Raw genomic sequence first — 19,438 nt, forward strand, 5'->3', positions numbered from 1 at the left:
AGTAATGAATAAAGGACATGTTATTCAAGTAATGGGTCCGGTTGTTGACGTAAAATTCGACAATGGCCAATTACCAGCAATCTATAACTCATTAACAGTTAAGATTGAACGTCCTAATGAAGAACCAACAACTCTTGCATTAGAAGTTGCACTTCATTTAGGTGATGATTCTGTTCGTACAATTGCAATGTCATCTACTGATGGCTTACAACGTGGAGCAGAAGTAACAGATTCAGGAAAAGCTATCTCAGTACCAGTTGGTGAAGTGACTCTTGGTCGTGTATTCAACGTATTAGGAGAAGTAATCGACTTAGGTGAAGAAATTCCAGCTGATGCACGTCGTGATTCAATTCACCGCGAAGCACCATCTTTCGATCAACTTTCAACTTCAGTTGAAATCCTTGAAACAGGTATCAAAGTAGTAGACTTATTAGCACCATACATTAAAGGTGGTAAAATCGGTCTATTCGGTGGTGCCGGTGTAGGTAAAACTGTATTAATCCAAGAATTAATCAATAACATCGCACAAGAGCACTCAGGTATCTCTGTATTCGCTGGTGTAGGTGAGCGTACTCGTGAAGGGAACGACTTATTCTACGAAATGAGCGATTCAGGCGTTATCAAGCAAACAGCGATGGTATTCGGTCAAATGAACGAGCCACCAGGTGCACGTATGCGTGTAGCTTTAACTGGTCTTACAATGGCAGAATACTTCCGTGATGAGCAAGGTGCAGACGTACTTTTATTCATCGACAATATCTTCCGTTTCACACAAGCAGGTTCTGAGGTTTCTGCCCTATTAGGTCGTATGCCTTCTGCGGTAGGTTACCAACCAACACTTGCAACTGAAATGGGTAAATTACAAGAACGTATCACATCTACTAACAAAGGATCTGTAACTTCTATTCAAGCGATCTATGTACCAGCCGATGACTATACTGACCCGGCTCCAGCTACAACTTTCGCCCACTTAGATGCAACTACTAACCTTGAGCGTAAATTATCTGAAATGGGTATCTACCCTGCGGTTGACCCATTAGCTTCGACTTCTCGTGCATTATCACCAGAAATCGTAGGCGCTGAGCACTACGCAGTAGCAACTGGCGTACAACGTACAATCCAACGTTACCGTGAATTACAAGATATCATTGCTATCTTAGGTATGGATGAGTTATCTGATGAAGATAAACAAACAGTTGAACGTGCTCGTCGTATTCAATTCTTCTTATCTCAAAACTTCCACGTTGCGGAACAATTCACTGGTCAAAAAGGTTCTTACGTTCCTGTTAAAGAAACGGTTCGTTCATTCAAGGAAATCCTTGAAGGTAAACACGATCACCTACCAGAAGATGCTTTCCGTTTAGTAGGTTCTATTGAAGAAGTAGTTGAAAAAGCGAAAAGCATGGGCGTAGAGGTTTAATACTAGGGACGAGGAGGAAAAAATATGAAGACAGTTACAGTCAATATTGTCACTCCCGACGGCCCGGTATACGATTCTGAAGTATCAATGGTAATCGCGAAAACAACTTCAGGTGAGATTGGTGTTCTTGCCGGCCATATTCCAATGGTAGCTCCACTTGCAATTGGTGCAGTGAAGCTGAAAAAGGACAATGGTTCAACTGAGATTGTTGCTGTAAGCGGTGGTTTCATTGAAGTTCGTCCAGAAAAGATCTCAATTTTAGCACCTTCTGCTGAAATTGCTGATAATATCGATGTACAACGTGCTAAAGAAGCCGTTAAACGCGCTGAAGGACGAATTCAAAGCAAACAAGATAACATTGATTTCAAACGTGCTGACCTAGCATTAAAACGTGCGTTGAATCGTATCAACGTTCATGAGGGTAATATCTAATTCAATTTTTAACGGGCAGATGCAATATCTGCCCGTTTTTTAAATGGAGGAACACGATGTGGGAATTTATGAAGCAGTAGGGCAAGAAGCTTTAATGGGCATTCTATCGCACCTCTTTTTTATTGCTATCACTTTTTACGCTTTGCAGGCCTTCATGCTAGAAAAATTATTTAAAAAAAATAAAGTATTTCAAATACAGTTAATTTATATTTTGCTAAGTATTGCGATAGGGACAGCAGTCTCTAATTTCTTTCTACAAGTGTCAAGTTGGTCTGGAAAACTTCCTTACTTATTTTAAAGTTAGTTAGTGCCAACTAACTAGATAGTAACGGATGCGTAATTTCATATGTGCATATTTCGAAGGGCTCCATAAGTTCACTTATGTGGTCCTTTGAAATATGTACTTAAGAGGTTTAATAAGCTATGGAAACGGAAATATAGTATCCACGTACTTTTGAAAACGTCTTAGGAATTTACATATTTTCCCGTGTTATTGGTCATTCACAAAAAAAAAAATAATGCGTACAATAAATAAATAGCAAAATATCAATAAATGCCTTAAAATAGTGATTTGGACGCTTGAACGAGCGTGTGAAAAGTTGTACTATAGAGTTGTTTGTTTACTTATTATGACATTATACATCTTTTTTTAAAATAAATTTTCGATAGGTTAAGAGATTGAATTCGGAGGGACGTAAGGTGGATAAAATTATAGTGACTGGCGGCCAAAAGCTACAGGGGAAAGTTCGTGTAGAGGGCGCAAAAAATGCAGTGTTACCAATCCTGGCGGCAGCTTTACTTGCTTCAAAAGGAGAAAATGTAATTAAAGAAGTCCCTAACTTAGCAGATGTTTATACCATAAATGAAGTACTAAAAAGTCTAAACGCTGATGTTACATATATACCAGAAGACAATACAGTATATATAGACGCAACAAAAGAACTTTCAAGTGAAGCTCAATTTGAATATGTTAGTAAAATGCGTGCATCGATTTTAGTGATGGGTTCTTTGCTTGCACGAAATGGCTTTGCACGAGTTGCTTTACCAGGTGGCTGTGCAATCGGTTCACGTCCAATTGAATTACATTTAAAAGGTTTTGAGGCAATGGGTGCAAAAATTTCATTTGGGCACGGTTATGTGGAAGCGAAGGTAGAGGGTCGTTTACAAGGTGCGAATGTATATTTGGATTTCCCAAGTGTCGGTGCAACAGAAAATATTATGACGGCTGCATCTTTAGCAAAAGGAACGACAGTAATTGAAAATGCAGCAAAAGAGCCTGAAATTGTAGATCTTGCAAACTTCATTAATAGTATGGGTGGCCGTGTTATCGGTGCAGGTACGAATACGATTCGTATTGAAGGTGTTGACACATTATATGGAGCAGAGCATTATATTATTCCTGACCGTATCGAAGCAGGTACATTTATGGTAGCAGCTGCGATTACAAAGGGTGATGTAACGATTGAAAATGCTGTGCCTGAACATATGACGGCTTTAATCGCAAAAATGCGTGAAATGGGCGTAGAAATTACAGAGCTTGATGAAGGAATACGTGTCCACGTACCGCAAACTTTAAAAGCTGTAGACATTAAAACAATGCCACACCCAGGCTTCCCAACAGATATGCAGTCGCAAATGATGGCGTTGATGTTAACCGCTGAAGGTACGAGTATCATTACAGAAACAGTCTTTGAAAATCGTTTTATGCACGTTGAAGAGTTCCGTCGCATGAATGCCGGAGCTAAAATCGAAGGACGTTCTGTGTTTATCGAAGGACCAGTAAACCTACAGGGAGCTGAGGTTATGGCAACAGATTTACGAGCAGCAGCAGCCCTAATTTTAGCAGGCCTTGTGTCTGAAGGAATAACACGAGTGACAAAACTCCATCACTTAGACCGTGGTTACGTAGACTTCCATGGCAAATTAGCATCACTTGGTGCAAATATTGAGCGTGTAACAACAATGGATGTTACACCGAAAGAAAAAACAACAATCGAATTACCAGCAAACTAACAACAAACCTCTTTGCTTACTATAAGCAAAGAGGTTTTTAGTTAATGCAAAGAGAGATACCCGCGGAGCAGAGAGATTTACCCGCGAAATGAAGTGAAATACCCGCGGATTAGAGAGGTTTACCCGCGAAATGAAGTGAAATACCCACGGAGCAGAGCGATTTACCCGCGAAATGAAGTGAAATACCCGCGAAGCAGAGTGGTTTACCCGCGAAACGAAGTGAAATACCCGCGAAGCAGAGTGGTTTACCCGCGAAATGAAGTGAAATACCCGCGGAGCAGAGAGATTTACCCGCGAAACGAAGAGATGCCCGCAGAGCAGAGCGATTTACCCGCGAAATGAAGTGAAATACCCGCGGATTAGAGAGGTTTACCCGCGAAATGAAGAGATACTCGCGGAGCAGAGCGATTTACCCGCGAAACGAAGTGAAATACCCGCGGAGCAGAGCGATTTACCCGCGAAATGAAGCGAAATACCCGCGGAGCAGAGTGGTTTACCCGCGGAACAAAGTGAAATACCCGCGGAGCAGAGCGATTTACCCGCGAAATGAAGTGAAATACCCGCGAAGCAGAGCGATTTACCCGCGAAACACAGTGCCCCTCACAAACCAAAGCAAAACGAACTCCCGTAATCATGGAACGCTCATATTTTCCGTTGTACTCGCATATTATTCCTTATGAAAAATTGGATAATGATAATTGCTGTGATTTGTTTAATTGGTGCATTATATATGATGCCAGTAGCATTCAGTGAGAGACGTATCGATGATTATTCTAACAACTCCCCACAAAAGACGGAAAATGCCTGTGAAATATTCATAGAAGTGGAGGGACAAAAAGAAAAAATTCCTTTAGAAACGTATATAGTAGGTGTAGTGGCTGCAGAAATGCCCGTGTCCTTTGACAAAGAAGCTTTAAAAGCGCAAGCCATTGCCGCGAGAACCTATGCGCTGAAAACGACAAATTACGGTAAAAAAGCCATTGCACCTACTGTTGCAAGGCAAGTCTACTACAATAAAGAACAAAGAAAAGCCAATTGGACTAGCAATTTCCCGGGAAATGAAAAGAAAATTGTCGAAGCCATTACGGAAACAGAAGGACAAGTACTTTTATATAATAATGAACTAATTACGGCGATGTTTCACTCAACGAGCAATGGTAAAACAGAGAGTGCTTACGGTTACAGTGGGAATGACTTACCGTATTTACAAAGCGTTGCAAGTATGTCCGATCAAGCTTCTCCTAAGTTTGCAACAATAAAAGAATGGACGTTAGCTGAATGGAGTGCGCTGTGGCCAGTTAAATGGCAGGCGAATGATTTCGGTCGTATGCAATTGTTTCTCAATGATTCAGGACGTGTTGAGAGGCTACAATTAGGTAAAAATATATGGTCGGGGAGAGAGGTTAGAACACTCTTACAATTGCCATCAACAGATTTTAAGATTTCATATAATAAGAAGACGGGCAAAGTTCAGGTAGCAACGAAAGGATATGGTCATGGTGTTGGTATGAGCCAGTACGGTGCAGATGCGATGGCACGTGAAGGAAAGAGCGCTTCAGAGATTTTACACTATTATTATCAACAAATTGAGATAAAAAAAATAGATGCATGTTTAAAATAGCTTCTAGTTGTTCACACTGCAACTAGAGGTGATGAAAATGAGAGAGGATAAAAATAGTAAAACTTCTCAAAATGAAAAAGGACAATTGCAGAAAAAACCTTGGTTTTGGCCGGCGGTATACGCGGGTGGTGCATTAATGTTAGCAGGTATGTTATTTGGTTACAATAGTCTCGTGACAAAAGAAGAAGCACCATTACCAGATGTAGCGCAAGTAGACCCAGGTCCAGTAGTTGAAACAAATGCAAAAACAGAAACAATGAAGTATCCATTCAAGGAAGCAGAGCTTAGTAAAGTACAAGTTTCACAGGAATTTTATGATGTAGAAGCAAAAGAAGAGTCACGTGAGAATGCCTTAATGGTATTTAATCAAACATTTACAACTTCATCAGGCATTTCCCTTTCTATGAATGGAGAGGAATTCGAAGTAGTTGCTGCGTTAAGTGGTAAAGTACTAGAAGTAAAACTAGATGCGTTCACAGGCAATAAAATCGTCTTGGAGCATGCGAATGGTATGCAAACGCAATATAGTTCTGTAAAAGACATCGCTGTGAAAGAAGGCGATGAAGTAGCACAAGGTCAGGCACTTGGAAAAGCGACTGACAATGAGTGGAATCAAGCAGCAGGCGTTCATATGCATTTTGAAGTGCTAGAAAACGGCAAATACGTTAACCCGAAAAAATTCCTAGGATTTTAAAAAAGTCAGCAATTTAACGAGAAAGTGCAAATCGTGTTCTGAATAGCTTTGTCCTCACATAAGGTGAAGAAATGCGCAGACGTGCATCTGATGCCAAAGCCATTTTGTGAAATTGTGTGGAAAGGACGAGAACGTGCACGAGCACATTCGGAAGCGCTGCATACGCCTCGGTGAATTATTGATTGAGACGCGTGAAACTGTGCGTGTCCTCGCGAAAATGACAGGTTACTCTAAAAGTACGGTGCACAAAGATTTAACTGAGCGATTACCAACAATTCATGAAGGATTAGCTGATCAAGTGAAAGAAATTCTCGCCTACCATAAAGCCGTACGTCATATTCGTGGAGGAGAGGCAACGAAAAACAAGTGGAAAGAAAGAGCGAGTCAAGAATGATTCGTTCTTTTTTTGTACATTTCTATTTGTGTACATATAATTGAAGGAAAACAAGCGTAATAACTAAATTTAGGTGAAATTACCAATAGGGTATGATAAAATATTCTAGATAAATAGACAATAGGAACGTTATGTAGTTGGAACTGGCGGGAAGGAGAATTTAAAAAATGTTTTCGAAGGATATAGGCATTGACTTAGGAACTGCGAACGTATTAATCCACGTTAAAGGTAAAGGAATCGTCCTAAACGAACCATCCGTGGTAGCAATAGATAAAAAGACCAATAAGGTATTAGCAGTAGGTGAAGAAGCTCGTCAAATGGTGGGTCGCACGCCCGGTAATATAACAGCAATTCGGCCATTACGCGATGGAGTAATTGCAGACTTTGATGTTACTGAAGCGATGCTTAGACATTTCATCAATAAATTAAATCTAAAAGGATTTTTAACAAAGCCACGTATATTGATTTGCTGTCCAACAAATATTACAAGTGTAGAGCAAAAAGCGATTCGCGAAGCTGCTGAAAAATCTGGTGGTAAAAAGGTATATTTAGAGGAAGAACCAAAAGTTGCGGCAATCGGTGCTGGGATGGATATTTTCCAACCAAGTGGCAATATGGTAGTGGATATCGGTGGTGGTACTACAGATATCGCAGTTCTTTCTATGGGTGACATTGTAACAAGTGAGTCTATTAAGGTTGCGGGCGACGTTTTTGATAATGATATTTTACAATATATTAAAAAAGAATATAAATTGTTAATTGGTGAGCGTACAGCCGAAGCAATCAAAATCACCATTGGCACAGTCTTCAAAGGTGGACGTAACGACTCAATGGATATTCGCGGTCGTGATATGGTAACAGGCTTACCTCGTACAATTACGATTCATTCAGAGGAAATTGAACGTGCATTACATGAATCAGTAGCCATGATCGTACAATCGGCGAAAAACGTGCTAGAAAAAACACCGCCTGAGCTTTCAGCAGATATTATAGACCGTGGTGTCATTATTACTGGTGGTGGCGCATTATTACACGGAATGGACCAACTGTTAATCGAAGAGTTAAAAGTTCCAGTCTTTATTGCTGAACATCCAATGGATTGTGTTGCAATTGGCACTGGCATTATGTTAGAAAATATTGATCGTGTTCCAGCATCACTATAAAAATACAATGAGGTGATTCCTTTGTTTAAAGGGTTTTATACAGTAGCAACAGGTATGATAGCACAACAAAGACGAACAGAATTACTGACAAACAACTTATCAAATGCAAGTACGCCTGGATTTAAGGCAGATCAATCTACCATCCGTTCGTTTCCAGATATGCTAATGTCCAGCGTAGGAAAAACAAATGCACCTGCCAATCAGCAAACTGGCTCACAGTATATGAGTCAAGTTGGTGCACTCAATACAGGGATATATATGCAAGAAACATTGCCAAATTACATACAAGGTCAAATCTATAGCACGGATTTAACGACAGATATGGCCCTTATCGATGGAAACTTACCTCAAAATGAAGATGGTGTCTCTGGTTCAATTTTCTTCCGTTTAGCACATCCAGACGGTGGAGAAGCCTATACACGTAACGGGAATTTCACATTAGATGGTCAAGGCTATTTAGTAAATGGTCAAGGTCTCTACGTGTTATCTGATAATGGACAACGCATCCAGCTACCAAATGATGATTTCCGTCTTGATCAGGACGGTGGAATTTATGTGAATAACCAGCAAGTAGCGCGCGTAGGTGTATCTTTTGCGGCCAATCCGAACATGCTACGTAAACAAGATAATGGCTTAATTCGTACAGAAAATGGAGAAGCCTTGCCGACTGCTTACGGTGCAAATGGTGTATCGTTTACATTAGGACAAAAATTTTTAGAGCGCTCAAACGTAGACTCTGGACGCACAATGACAGATTTAATGACAGCATACCGAGCTTTTGAAGCAAACCAAAAAGTGTTGCAAGCGTATGATCGAAGTATGGAAAAGGCTGTAAATGAAATCGGTAAAATATAATTAAGCGAACAGGAGGCGTTTTTACATGCTACGAACAATGATTACCGCAACAAATACAATGGGGCAATTGCAAAATAAATTAGATACAATTAGTAATAATATTGCTAATAGTGGAACGCATGGCTATAAAACACGACAAGCGACATTCAACGAACTTATGTATCAGCAATTTAATAATGATAAACAGGACCCAACTGTGCGTCAATCACCAGTAGGTATCCGTTATGGCTCTGGCGCACAGCTTGGACAAATTCAAACAAATCATAAGCAAGGTTCGCTTCAAACAACAGATCGCGATTTGGATCTTGCTTTTACAAAACCAAAGCAATATTTCAACATTTTAATGCCAGATGGTGAAAATGGCACAAAAACAGTGTATACTCGTCAAGGTGACTTTTATTTATCACCTTTAAATAATGGAACGGTGATGCTTGTCAATACAGATGGTTATCCAGTGGCAGATGCAAATGGACAGCCGATTACATTACCTGATAATGCAAAAGGTTTTGTTGTGCGCAATGGAGGCATGTTAGAAGCTACATATCCAAATGGTGATGTTATTCGTACGGATTTAGCAGTAACGGAATTCCAAAAGCCGCAACTAATGGAGCATATTTCTGGTACATATGTAGGCTTACCAGATAACTTAGCAGAGCTAGGATATACACAAGCAGAAGTTGTAACAGAGTTACAAGGAGCAAATCGTCAACAAATCGGCATGCAAAATGAAGCACTCGAATTATCGAATGTGAGCTTGTCGAAAGAAATGACAGATTTAATCGAAACGCAACGTGCTTATCAATTTAATGCAAGAGCCGTAACACTAGCTGACCAAATGCTAGGGCTTATTAATGGTGTTAGATAAGTGCATTATTGAGTAAGAAATAAAGGAGTACAATATCTATGACAAACGATTCACGTCGACGTTCTGTGCCGACACAAGAAACCGAAACGCCACCAGAAGAGAAGGGACGTCGCTCAAATGGAGAGCAACGCGAGGTTCGATGGGTGCAAATACGGCTGATTCCGATTTGGTTACGAGTTGTACTTGTTCTTGTTTTAATCGTTGTTGCCGCTATTTTAGGTACAATGGTCGGCTACAGTGTAATTGGTCAAGGAAAAACAATGGATGTATTTAAATTAGAAACATGGCAGCATATATTTGACATTATGAATGGTAAAGAATAATAATATTCTTTACCATACTTTGTGTTTCACATAAAAAATCGAGTATTTTAAACTTAAAAGCGATTATACGTTGAAACCTACATCCTCTTTTGGACGTAAGGTATATATACATACTTAGAGGGGGAAAAGAAATGTTAACAGCAGAGCAAATTCAAGAAATTTTACCACACCGTTATCCATTTTTATTTGTAGATCGTATTGTGGAATTAGAAGTAGGCAAGCGTGCAGTAGGTATCAAAAATGTATCGATTAACGAAGATTTCTTTAATGGACATTTTCCAGGATATCCTGTTATGCCAGGTGTTTTAATTGTTGAGGCATTGGCGCAAGTAGGTGGCGTAGCCTTATTAAAATCAGAACAATACCAAGGACGTTTAGTATTTTTAACAGGAATTGATAACGCTCGTTTTAAACGCCAAGTAATACCGGGAGATCAGCTACGATTAGAAGTAGAATTCGTTAAACTGCGCGGTGTAATGGGCAAAGGACATGCTGTAGCTACCGTTGACGGCGAGCTAGTTTGTGAGGCAGATATTTTATTTGCAATAGGACCTGAACAACCAAAACAGCCTTAATTTGCAATTATAGGCTAAAAGTTATAAAATAATCTTGTCGAATAGTGTTCTTATTGTCAATTTTTTTTGACAGAATTTAGTTTAGTTTTTTAATGCGATGGCATAGATAGTATTGTGAATTGAAATACATGTAATTTAAGGTTTTCTAAAAAGTAGGAGGATTATATAGATGTATAAGGAATTGTCTTCAGGTGTTAAAATTAGCATTACGCGTTCGATTTCAACATCTTTTGAATCATACTTAGCAAGTATTGGTTGGGAAGAAGAGCGCTTTTCTATGGAAGACTTCATTGCTAGCTGGCAGTCTTATTTTCAGGAAAATGCCGCTTGGATCGAAAAAATCCCAGCCGATGTTTTGATGAGTACTGAATTCCATGAAGAGATGGCACAAAAAATCGATGAAGTAATTGCAAAAATTTTAAATGAAGAACCAACCGCTAAACAAGTCGAAACAATCGAAGCTTTACAAAAAGAATTAGGTACAAACTATACCTATAATTGTAAAGCAGAAGCTGCATACATTGAGCAATTACTAAAAGATAAACAAAAATAGTTTTTGCACAAAAAATCGGATAGTTCCCTCCTTTCTCGGGCAATCTATGTAGGATCACAAATGCACATGTTGTATTTGATGACATAGTACTCAAGAAAGGAGGTTTTTTATATGTGGAAAATGTCATTTTTAGCCATTATCCTTGCTACAGTATTCCTTGGAGGTTGTAACTGGGGTAATAATGCAGCTGAAACCCCAATGGAGAACGTGAAAAACGACGTTAAACGAGGTGTTAACGATGTAGAAGATGTCGTAGATCCTGATAGAAACGATAATGTCTACGATCGTAACGTCAACAATGGTACTGTGAACGACGGTACTGTAAATGATGGCACAGTAAGAGAAAATACTGTTATGCCAGAAGCAACAACACCAGGTTCGAATGCGGATGTCAATGGTACAAATGGCTATGACAACGTACCAAATGCCAATGGTGTAAATGGTGTTGAACGAAACAACGGCACTATGAGAGAAGACCGCAACACAATGACTAACCCGTAAAAACAAAGTGATTCCGTTCAACCGGAATCACTTTTTTCTTTATCATTATGGATTGAAGGTATTTGCGGAAAGATTTGAATACCCGCGAAAGCGGCCTGTTTATCCGCGGAACGAAGGAGAATACCCGCGAAAGCAGAACGTTTACCCGCGGAACGAAGAAGAATACCCGCGAAACTAGGACGTTTACCCGCGAAACGAAGGAGAATACCCGCGAAACTAGGACGTTTACCCGCGAAACGAAGGAGAATACCCGCGAAACTAGGACGTTTACCCGCGGAACGAAGGAGAATACCCGCGAAAGCAGAACGTTTATCCGCGGAACGAAGGAGAATACCCGCGAAAGCAGAACGTTTATCCGCGGAACGAAGGAGAATACCCGCGAAAGAGAAACGTTTACCCGCGAAACAAAGGTAAACCTCCGATAAACATAACATCAAACATTCAACTCCCAAATTTCCCCTTAAGTAGCATTAAAAAAACGGTTTCATATATTCTATTAAATTATCAGGAAGATAGTAAATTCGATTTTTATAAGTACCAGTGCTAGGAAATTGAAATTTCCGTAATAAACGATTAGCAGCATCACTAGAAGTAATACCGAAAAACGCACGCAATTGACTATTGGTAATTGTACGACTTACGAGCAATCGATAATCTTGCAAGGCTTCTGCAAAAATTTCGGTGCTTGTATAGTGACATGCTAGACACTTCCAACCGCCTCTATAAAAGTGCATTTGATTTTTGTATCGGCATTTTGGGCAAAGTACACCATGTCGGAATCTCGAAGTATCTATACGAGGGAGTATTTCTTGAGGTTGATGCTGCGCTCTAATTAGTTGTACAAAACGGGTTAATTGCTCATTCGTTAAAATAGGTGTTGGATACTTTTCAAAAAGAGTTTGGACATGGCTTTGTAGCCCTGACACATGGAAAATAGGGACGGATTTTGGATGATTTGCAATTATAGCTGATGGATTAGACAAAATAACTGCACTTTCAATGGGGAGAGAATAATTTTTAGATATAATTTTAATGAATTGCATATGACGTTGAATTTGCGTAATGGGATTTGCAAAACCTTCCACTGTGCCATCAGATTTTGTGCGTGTGCATTGATGTGTCGTAGCATCAAAATCCAGACGACCGTGTATATTTTTAATTTCCACAACGAACATAAAATGCTTACAAATAAAAAGTGTATCAACTTGGTGAAAATGCTGTGCTGCATTGACAAGTACAACATTATGCAATACAGCAAAAGTATTTGGACATACTAATTCATGCCATTCTCGGTCTACTCGTTTTTCACCAGCAAAGCCAGCATCAAGCCTTCGAAATTGCTCGCTATAATAGTTAGCATCTCGATCTCCATCACATAAGCGTCGTAGTAAAGCCTCATACCATAACAACTTTAACGGCTTCTCACGCATGACTAAATTCATTGACGTTCACCCCTAAGTTTTTTACACCATATTTTATCCAAAAATCTCAAACTGTCCAGTACAAAAAAACGATACGTCCTTAAACGTATCGCTGCTCATTCATCATTTTTAAGTTTTGGCCGCTCTTTCATTCCTTTTGAGAAGCGGTCTAGTAATTCTACTTGTGAAACACCTTCTGTTAAAAGATCAGCGAGTAATTGTTCAGCGTATTTAGAACGTTTAATTTTTAACGTTCCTTTTAAAAGCACAGAAACATGCTCGCCAATTTCTTGGACAGTATGCACAACTACCCGAAACGGAGCTGGTTCATTATCAGGAAATGAAATAACTGCACGAACATCAACTACTGTAGCATTCGCTAATAATTCATCAAAAATCGGACGATATTGCCGATCGATAAACAATTCAAGAATCCAAGATTGATGGCTGTTTTCCTGGTTAATAATAATGCCATCGACTAAAGGAAATGCTTGCATGCCATCTTGAGTGACAAGGTCAAAAGAAAGCATTTTAAATGTTTTCATTATGTATCCTCCTAAGTCGGTCATCCCTTTTAGTATAACATAATCAATTACAGCTAAGACTGTCTTCTTAAAATATGAAAAGATGCTAAATTTATCTTTTTAAAAATGGGGAGTAACACTTACTGCCGTCTGACCTCCACACAATAAAAAAACCTAACAAACAAATAAATAACAGCTTAAAAATTTATTTTCTTATTTAAAAATGAGCTAAAAAACAAAAATCGAGTTTTGCCAAAAGTGAATAGCCTCTTGTAAGATGAGGGCAATTAAACAAAAAGGAGGTGAATCAATGAACCAAGTCGGACTGGTTGGAAGATTAACAAAAGATCCTGTGTTGCGACAACTATCTAGAAATCGTGTCCAATCTCATTTTTCCCTTGCCATAAATCGCAATTACAAAAACAGTCGTGGAGAAGTAGAGACTGACTTTATTCTTTGTACAGTATGGGGAAAACTGGCAGAGCATATTGTGAAGTTTTGCGGTAAAGGTTCATTAATTGGCATAAACGGCCGTATTCAATCTAGATCATTTACGAATGAGCATAGCACCAAGATTTATATGACAGAAGTGGTTGTAGAAGATGTTCGCTTCTATAGGCTGAAACAGCCAGATAATGATGGAAGTACATTGCCATCATCGTCATCGGTCGAGCAGGAGATTATAAAAGATTTTGTGTTACCTAAGAAAGAATTGCAATTACCAGTAGTATAACCGACTATCGCAATACATACGGAGCAAAGCTAAACATTTACGCAATTCGCCATTCTCCTATAGAATGCTTTGCACCGTAATCATTTTAGTTAGAAAGGGGCGTTGTGGACTATCATATCATTTATCGTTGCTGAAGACCGCACAGCAATGATTATTTCACACAACTAAATAGAAATATGAAGTAAGTAGGAAAGAAGTAAACATTGTTCACGAATAGTTGCTAAAGAAAAGAGCGCCAAGAACGTAAAAGCTCTTGGCGCATCTTTAAGACAAGTTATAATCGAGTGAAATCAAATCTCGAAGCTCATCATCATCTAGCTCCGTTAACCACTGGCTTGATTGAATAAGTTCTTCCGATAATGCAGATTTCTGCGCCAGCATCTTATCAATTTTTTCTTCGATCGTCCCAATCGTGACAAACTTATGCACTTGCACAAATTGCGTTTGCCCAATTCGATAAGCACGGTCTGTTGCTTGGTTTTCAACAGCAGGATTCCACCAACGATCGGCATGTAGTACGTGATTTGCAGCAGTTAAATTTAACCCTGTTCCTCCAGCCTTTAATGAGAGGATAAAAATAGGAAATTCTCCTGCCTGAAAAGCCTCCACCAATCGGTCACGCTGCTGTTTAGGCATGGCGCCCGTTAAAAATGGTGCATCGACATTATAAATTTCACTGAAACAATGCTGAAGTAATTGGCCCATTCCAATATATTGCGTAAAAATAAGACACTGTTCACCATTATCGACGATTTCCGCTGCCATTTGTACAATACGCTCTAATTTGACTGAGCGTGTCAGCATCGTTGCAGCATCCTCAAAAGGTTCCTTTAAATAAAGAGCAGGATGATTACATAATTGCTTCAATTTACTTAGCATCTTTAAGACGCGTCCTTTTTTCTGAAAGCCCGTTAGTTGTTCTAGCTGATCCAACGTTTCTAAAATATAGCCCTCGTACAGTGAAGCTTGCTCTGCCGTTAAGGCGCAGTACGCATGGGACTCTTGCTTATCAGGTAAATTAAGCTGTAAATTTGGATCTCGCTTTGTACGACGAAGTAAAAACGGTTGAATTTTTGCTCGTAGCTTTTGTTTATGTGGTTCGGATTCATCGCGCTCAATAGGCAAAATAAACTGCTCATTAAAGCGGCCAAAGCTCCCTAAATACCCTTTATGAATAAAGTCAAATATCGCCCAAAGTTCCGATAAACGATTTTCAACAGGCGTTCCTGTTAAAGCAATATGATGACTACCATGTAATTTGCGAATCGAACGAGATTGCAAAGTCTGCATATTTTTAATATTTTGTGCCTCGTCTAATACAACAGTTGCCCAATCAATTGCTTGTAAAAATTCAGCATCCTGTGACACAGTTCCATAGGTAGATAAAATAACATGCGGCTTTTCTTGTTCAATAAACCGAACAAATGCATCCTCTTTCATTCGATTTGCTTGATAATGCGTATGCACAGTTAAAGATGGAGCAAAACGGTCAAGCTCCTTTTGCCAGTTACCAAGGACTGAGGTTGGGCAAATAATAATAGATGGTTCTTTGGCATCCGTTGTTTCATAGATATGCAGTAAGTAACAAATAAGCTGAACAGTTTTGCCAAGCCCCATATCATCAGCGAGACAAGCGCCAAAACCTTGCTCACGCATAAAGACTAGCCATTCAAACCCTTCTTGCTGATAAGGGCGTAAGCTAGCATTTAATGAAAGAGGGACTGGAACTGATGGAAGACCTTTTTTCTCCTGAAGCTGTTCCATATACGATTTTAAAGATTGCTGGAGTTCAAATGCAAAAATTGGATCATCGCGCAACGCAGCATCAGCATCTTCCTCTTCTAGCGGAGAAAGATCTTCAGGTAACTCACGGAACAATAGTTCACGAACAGTCCAGCTTTCATCTTCAGCCTGCTGCATTAAAGCACGCATTTCTTGCATCCAGTTGGCATCCACTCGGAACCATTCCGTACCAATACGAATAAATTCTCGTTTTTCATCGACAAGCTTTTTAAACTGCTCAGCAGAAATTGATTCACCGTTCATAGAAAATTGCCATTTAAACGTTAAAATATCATCGAGTCCAGCAACTTTTTTCGTTGATATATTGCCTGTGCTAACACGTACACGCATTTTGGATTGCTTTAAATCTTTTAGCCAAGCTGGTAGCACAACATCAAAACCAAGTGCCTGTAATCGGGCTAGGTCTTCACGTAAAAATGTGCGAACCTCCAAATCATCAAGGGTAGCATGAATGAAAATATCAGATTGTAAATTTTCAATGGAAAGGAGTTCTACAATCTGCGTTTGTTGTTGTTCAATATCTAGTGCAAATGGCTGCCACTTTGTTGGTAGCGCGTCGATTAGTGGTAGTGATTTTTTTCGAACAGCCGGTGTCCAGTAATTTTTCGTTGTCACTGTACTAAGCACCGTTTCCAAAAGCCAAACTTCCGAATCTTCCTCAGGCTCACTTAAACGTAGAGAGACAGTAACGGCGCCAGCTTGACGGTCCTGCTCTAATGGCCAACCACCGCGACTGAAAAATGGAAGGAGCTTCGGAACATCAGACACCAATAACCCAGCGTGTGCAAGTTTTTGCTGCACAGCTACTTCCAGTAATGCCGTATCTACACCGTCTATATTAAATGACAAGGAGGAAAAATCATCTGCAATAACGGCATACGACCAAAGGCTAGGCTCTTGCCAATATTGCTGTAACATTTGTGCGTGTTCAATTAATGCACTGCTGTCATTATCAATCCCTTGCCAACTAATAAACGGGTGCTGATAGCGTGGAGAAAAGATATCGAGTAGTTCTGCACTAGAAATATCGATGGAAATGTCTGTACGACTGGTCATTAAGCCATAAGTATTTGCTTCATAGTTAAAAAATAATGAAGAAATCAGTGTGTCAACATCGATTGCTGCACCACTTGTAGTAAAACCCCGCATCGTATAATTGCCGTTTTGAGCTGATTCAATACGTAACTGTTGTTTTTTCGTAAACGGAGAGGGAGCATGTAATGTCATCATACTAAGTTTCCTTTCTCAATTTCTTCCTGAAGTGCACGAAGTCGTTTATATTCTGCACGGATTGTTTGCATGTAATGTTCAAAATAAGCAACTTTCCCTGCTCTTTTTGCGGCACTCCGCATACTTTTCCAAATACGTACAGCTTGCTTATAATTCATCCGAGATTTTTGCGTAATCTCTGCCATTGCATAGACGTGATACAAAGGTAAAACAGCTGCTGGAGCTAGGTGTAGAACATCTTTTAATCCACACATTTCTAAATAAGAAAAAGAGGAAAGATTTAATTGATGCAATGCTGCCCATTCGCGATAGCGCTCTTTTCGTATAAGGAAAAACGAATAGGGCTGTAGTCCATACACACCAAATGCGCTATAAAGTGTTGTTTCTTCTTCTTCCGTTAATTGTATATCTTCATATAATAATTGAAATTGCCGTACGTATTGAGCTCGCTGTACGACGGGCACAGTTTCCTGTAAAAAAGCTTCAGCAAATGGAAGCATGGCACGTAAAATGAATGCTTGTGAATGTGACTCGCCAGCACGCTTAGCAAAAGTAGCTAACTCAAACAAATCTTGCATTTGTGGTAAGGCAATATGCGCAATGCTTTCCTGTAATAACTGTTCTTTTTGTAATAACACGTAAAATAGAAGCTTTAATGACTGTAAAGAAATCTCGGAGGAAACTTCCTCAAGATTGTTAATCAGAGTTAGCTCCTGTTCACGTCGAGGCTTCTCATAAAAAAGCACTGCCCACAGCAGCATATAGATTTGTAATCGACTAGCAAACAGCCCTTCACGTTCTAGTAAAAATTCACGGACAATTTCTTGAAGTGCATTATAAAATGGATCAGTTGCAAAAAGTCGAGAACGATTCGTTAATTCAGTTAATATACTTTCAAATGACTGCACGCTTTGATCGATAAAGTATTTCATATAAGGTGAGTCTAATGAATGACCTTGCGTATTATTTAAATGCCGCCAAATTGCATTAAAAATCGAAAGTTCGATAAATAGCTTATATAGTGGCTGCCATTCACGTTCAAATGGCATATGCTTGCGCAGTCGTTCTAATGCATCAGAACGGATTGCCGAAAGTCCGTAGCCTTCTAAAATGCGACCAGATGGTAACAGACGTTTCATTACTTCGTCGACCATTAGCTGCCAGCTTTCAGGGCTACGTTCGTCCGCTAATGATTTTAGCTGCACAGATTTTTGTGCACGCCATGCACCTGACCAGTTTTGTACAGAATCAAAATACTGATAGAGAGCAAGTAATGCGCCAACTTGATGACGACACCATTTTAGTTGGGGACAGTTACAGCTTAGCGTCCCATGAGCAAAATCAATTTCTACAGTTGCAGGTCTCACATCCTGTACACTTGCATATAATATAGAACTTGCTCCATTAAAACGTTCAAATACGATGGATTTGTTTCGTACAGAAAATACAGCACGACGCACAAGCTCCTCGTCTTCGCTAGAGGACGGATGTAAATCCTGCTCAGCTTCTTTTAATTTAGCAAGTATAAATGGTTGATGTTCCTTAGCTAGTTGCGAAATAGACAAAGCCATAACCTCACTCCTCTCAATTGCATTGGCCAATGACTTTAGCTTTATTTAGATGATTAAATATCATCTTTCGTGGGAAGAAAAAAAGACTGTCTTTCCATTATACGATTAAAATGCAGACATGATAAGCTGAATGATAAGAAAGAAAAAATTTGAGGATAAGATGGTTAACAAGATGCGTGATTTGTGTTAAAATCTGAATAATCAGATAATAAGGAGGGATGAAGGATGATGCAAGTTCAGTATATGAAGCCGTTTTACACGAAAATCTCTGGAGATAAATTGCGTCTCGTATTTGCTTATCAATATTTCTCAATTTTAAAAGAGAATGAGATTTTTCATTTCATTCCAATTGAAGGTAAAGAGATGATTATTAACTTGCATACACAACAGATCGAAAATTTATCTGAGGTATTTGTTTTCCAAAAGGGCAATCGTTTTATCCGATTACCACTCTACCAACTATTACTCATTACTAATGTGCATGAACATTTAACGCCAATTCTTGAAAGCGCTACACCAAAATTGCCACAATTACCCCTTGTCTCTTCAGCAACTGTAGGTGAGATTGATCAGCTGATTGCTGAAATTGAACAAAAAAACATTGATTATTTAATAGACCAAGCATTAGCAGATTACAATGAAGCACTCTTTTTTGAGCTACTACATCAAAAGAGCACGCATTTCGGAGGTTTCGGAAATTGAATACTCGGTACATCAAATAAGCACCCACTTTTCAAGAAAGAGAAG

General features: G+C 39.3%; 21 protein-coding genes. 17 read left to right on the plus strand and 4 right to left on the minus strand.

Annotation, left to right across the window (positions count from 1 at the left end; all coding sequences use genetic code 11):
- The first annotated feature begins 4 nt into the window (after positions 1 to 4).
- From atpD to MHH88_RS03015, 15 genes are all read left to right on the plus strand, one after another.
- Positions 5 to 1,420 (plus strand): F0F1 ATP synthase subunit beta, encoded by a 1,416-nt coding sequence (atpD, locus tag MHH88_RS02945; protein ID WP_024362906.1) that lies wholly within the window; start codon positions 5 to 7, stop codon positions 1,418 to 1,420.
- A gap of 24 nt (positions 1,421 to 1,444) precedes the next feature.
- Complete coding sequence (locus MHH88_RS02950) at positions 1,445 to 1,852, plus strand: F0F1 ATP synthase subunit epsilon (RefSeq protein ID WP_024362907.1); 408 nt, start codon at positions 1,445 to 1,447, stop codon at positions 1,850 to 1,852.
- A gap of 58 nt (positions 1,853 to 1,910) precedes the next feature.
- On the plus strand, positions 1,911 to 2,150 hold the full coding sequence (locus tag MHH88_RS02955; protein ID WP_024362908.1) for a DUF1146 family protein: 240 nt from the start codon (positions 1,911 to 1,913) through the stop codon (positions 2,148 to 2,150).
- A 401-nt stretch (positions 2,151 to 2,551) separates the two neighbouring features.
- Positions 2,552 to 3,865: a UDP-N-acetylglucosamine 1-carboxyvinyltransferase gene (gene murA, locus MHH88_RS02960; protein ID WP_024362909.1), complete on the plus strand. Its 1,314-nt coding sequence runs from the start codon at positions 2,552 to 2,554 to the stop codon at positions 3,863 to 3,865.
- Positions 3,866 to 4,541: 676 nt separating this feature from the next.
- Positions 4,542 to 5,486, plus strand: a complete 945-nt coding sequence (gene spoIID, locus MHH88_RS02965) for a stage II sporulation protein D (protein ID WP_339261489.1) — start codon at positions 4,542 to 4,544, stop codon at positions 5,484 to 5,486.
- Positions 5,487 to 5,523: 37 nt separating this feature from the next.
- The gene (locus MHH88_RS02970) at positions 5,524 to 6,180 is read left to right on the plus strand and encodes a M23 family metallopeptidase (protein WP_069512820.1); all 657 of its coding nucleotides are present in this window, start codon (positions 5,524 to 5,526) and stop codon (positions 6,178 to 6,180) included.
- A gap of 133 nt (positions 6,181 to 6,313) precedes the next feature.
- Positions 6,314 to 6,574 (plus strand): sporulation transcriptional regulator SpoIIID, encoded by a 261-nt coding sequence (locus MHH88_RS02975; protein ID WP_004269485.1) that lies wholly within the window; start codon positions 6,314 to 6,316, stop codon positions 6,572 to 6,574.
- A gap of 167 nt (positions 6,575 to 6,741) precedes the next feature.
- Positions 6,742 to 7,737, plus strand: coding sequence for a rod shape-determining protein (locus MHH88_RS02980; RefSeq protein ID WP_024362913.1), 996 nt, complete (start codon positions 6,742 to 6,744; stop codon positions 7,735 to 7,737).
- A 21-nt stretch (positions 7,738 to 7,758) separates the two neighbouring features.
- Entirely contained in the window at positions 7,759 to 8,592 is an 834-nt protein-coding gene (locus MHH88_RS02985) for a flagellar hook-basal body protein (RefSeq protein ID WP_339261492.1), read from the plus strand.
- A 25-nt stretch (positions 8,593 to 8,617) separates the two neighbouring features.
- Positions 8,618 to 9,457: a flagellar hook-basal body protein gene (locus MHH88_RS02990; protein ID WP_069512818.1), complete on the plus strand. Its 840-nt coding sequence runs from the start codon at positions 8,618 to 8,620 to the stop codon at positions 9,455 to 9,457.
- Between the two features lie 38 nt (positions 9,458 to 9,495).
- Positions 9,496 to 9,780, plus strand: a complete 285-nt coding sequence (locus tag MHH88_RS02995; RefSeq protein WP_069512817.1) for a DNA-directed RNA polymerase subunit beta — start codon at positions 9,496 to 9,498, stop codon at positions 9,778 to 9,780.
- A gap of 131 nt (positions 9,781 to 9,911) precedes the next feature.
- Positions 9,912 to 10,355 carry a 3-hydroxyacyl-ACP dehydratase FabZ gene (fabZ, locus tag MHH88_RS03000; RefSeq protein ID WP_069512816.1) on the plus strand — a complete coding sequence of 148 codons (444 nt, stop codon included), beginning with the start codon at positions 9,912 to 9,914 and terminating at the stop codon, positions 10,353 to 10,355.
- Between the two features lie 169 nt (positions 10,356 to 10,524).
- A complete protein-coding gene (locus MHH88_RS03005) occupies positions 10,525 to 10,908 on the plus strand; it encodes a hypothetical protein (RefSeq protein ID WP_024362918.1) in 384 nt (127 codons plus the stop codon).
- Positions 10,909 to 11,019: 111 nt separating this feature from the next.
- Complete coding sequence (locus MHH88_RS03010; protein WP_069512815.1) at positions 11,020 to 11,409, plus strand: hypothetical protein; 390 nt, start codon at positions 11,020 to 11,022, stop codon at positions 11,407 to 11,409.
- A gap of 74 nt (positions 11,410 to 11,483) precedes the next feature.
- A complete protein-coding gene (locus MHH88_RS03015; RefSeq protein ID WP_339261496.1) occupies positions 11,484 to 11,834 on the plus strand; it encodes a hypothetical protein in 351 nt (116 codons plus the stop codon).
- Positions 11,835 to 11,879: 45 nt separating this feature from the next.
- Here MHH88_RS03015 and MHH88_RS03020 read toward each other — a convergent pair whose 3' ends face one another.
- Together MHH88_RS03020 and MHH88_RS03025 are read right to left on the minus strand one after the other, a co-directional pair.
- Positions 11,880 to 12,851, minus strand: coding sequence for a nuclease-related domain-containing protein (locus tag MHH88_RS03020; protein WP_339261498.1), 972 nt, complete (start codon positions 12,849 to 12,851; stop codon positions 11,880 to 11,882).
- Between the two features lie 95 nt (positions 12,852 to 12,946).
- Positions 12,947 to 13,375 carry a YwpF family protein gene (locus MHH88_RS03025; RefSeq protein WP_103977440.1) on the minus strand — a complete coding sequence of 143 codons (429 nt, stop codon included), beginning with the start codon at positions 13,373 to 13,375 and terminating at the stop codon, positions 12,947 to 12,949.
- Positions 13,376 to 13,664: 289 nt separating this feature from the next.
- Between MHH88_RS03025 and ssb the strand changes: the two genes are divergently transcribed.
- Positions 13,665 to 14,087 (plus strand): single-stranded DNA-binding protein, encoded by a 423-nt coding sequence (gene ssb / locus MHH88_RS03030; RefSeq protein WP_339261501.1) that lies wholly within the window; start codon positions 13,665 to 13,667, stop codon positions 14,085 to 14,087.
- A 264-nt stretch (positions 14,088 to 14,351) separates the two neighbouring features.
- Here ssb and MHH88_RS03035 read toward each other — a convergent pair whose 3' ends face one another.
- Positions 14,352 to 17,120 carry a DEAD/DEAH box helicase gene (locus MHH88_RS03035; RefSeq protein WP_339261503.1) on the minus strand — a complete coding sequence of 923 codons (2,769 nt, stop codon included), beginning with the start codon at positions 17,118 to 17,120 and terminating at the stop codon, positions 14,352 to 14,354.
- Complete coding sequence (locus MHH88_RS03040) at positions 17,117 to 18,691, minus strand: hypothetical protein (protein WP_339261504.1); 1,575 nt, start codon at positions 18,689 to 18,691, stop codon at positions 17,117 to 17,119. The genes MHH88_RS03035 and MHH88_RS03040 overlap by 4 nt, the downstream gene beginning before the upstream one ends.
- A gap of 225 nt (positions 18,692 to 18,916) precedes the next feature.
- On the opposite strand from MHH88_RS03040, the gene MHH88_RS03045 reads away from it, so the two are divergent.
- On the plus strand, positions 18,917 to 19,393 hold the full coding sequence (locus MHH88_RS03045) for a hypothetical protein (protein ID WP_024362926.1): 477 nt from the start codon (positions 18,917 to 18,919) through the stop codon (positions 19,391 to 19,393).
- Positions 19,394 to 19,438 lie beyond the last annotated feature (45 nt).

The organism is Lysinibacillus sp. FSL K6-3209, from assembly GCF_037976175.1.
In the GTDB taxonomy this organism is placed as follows: Bacteria; Bacillota; Bacilli; order Bacillales_A; family Planococcaceae; genus Lysinibacillus; species Lysinibacillus sphaericus_D.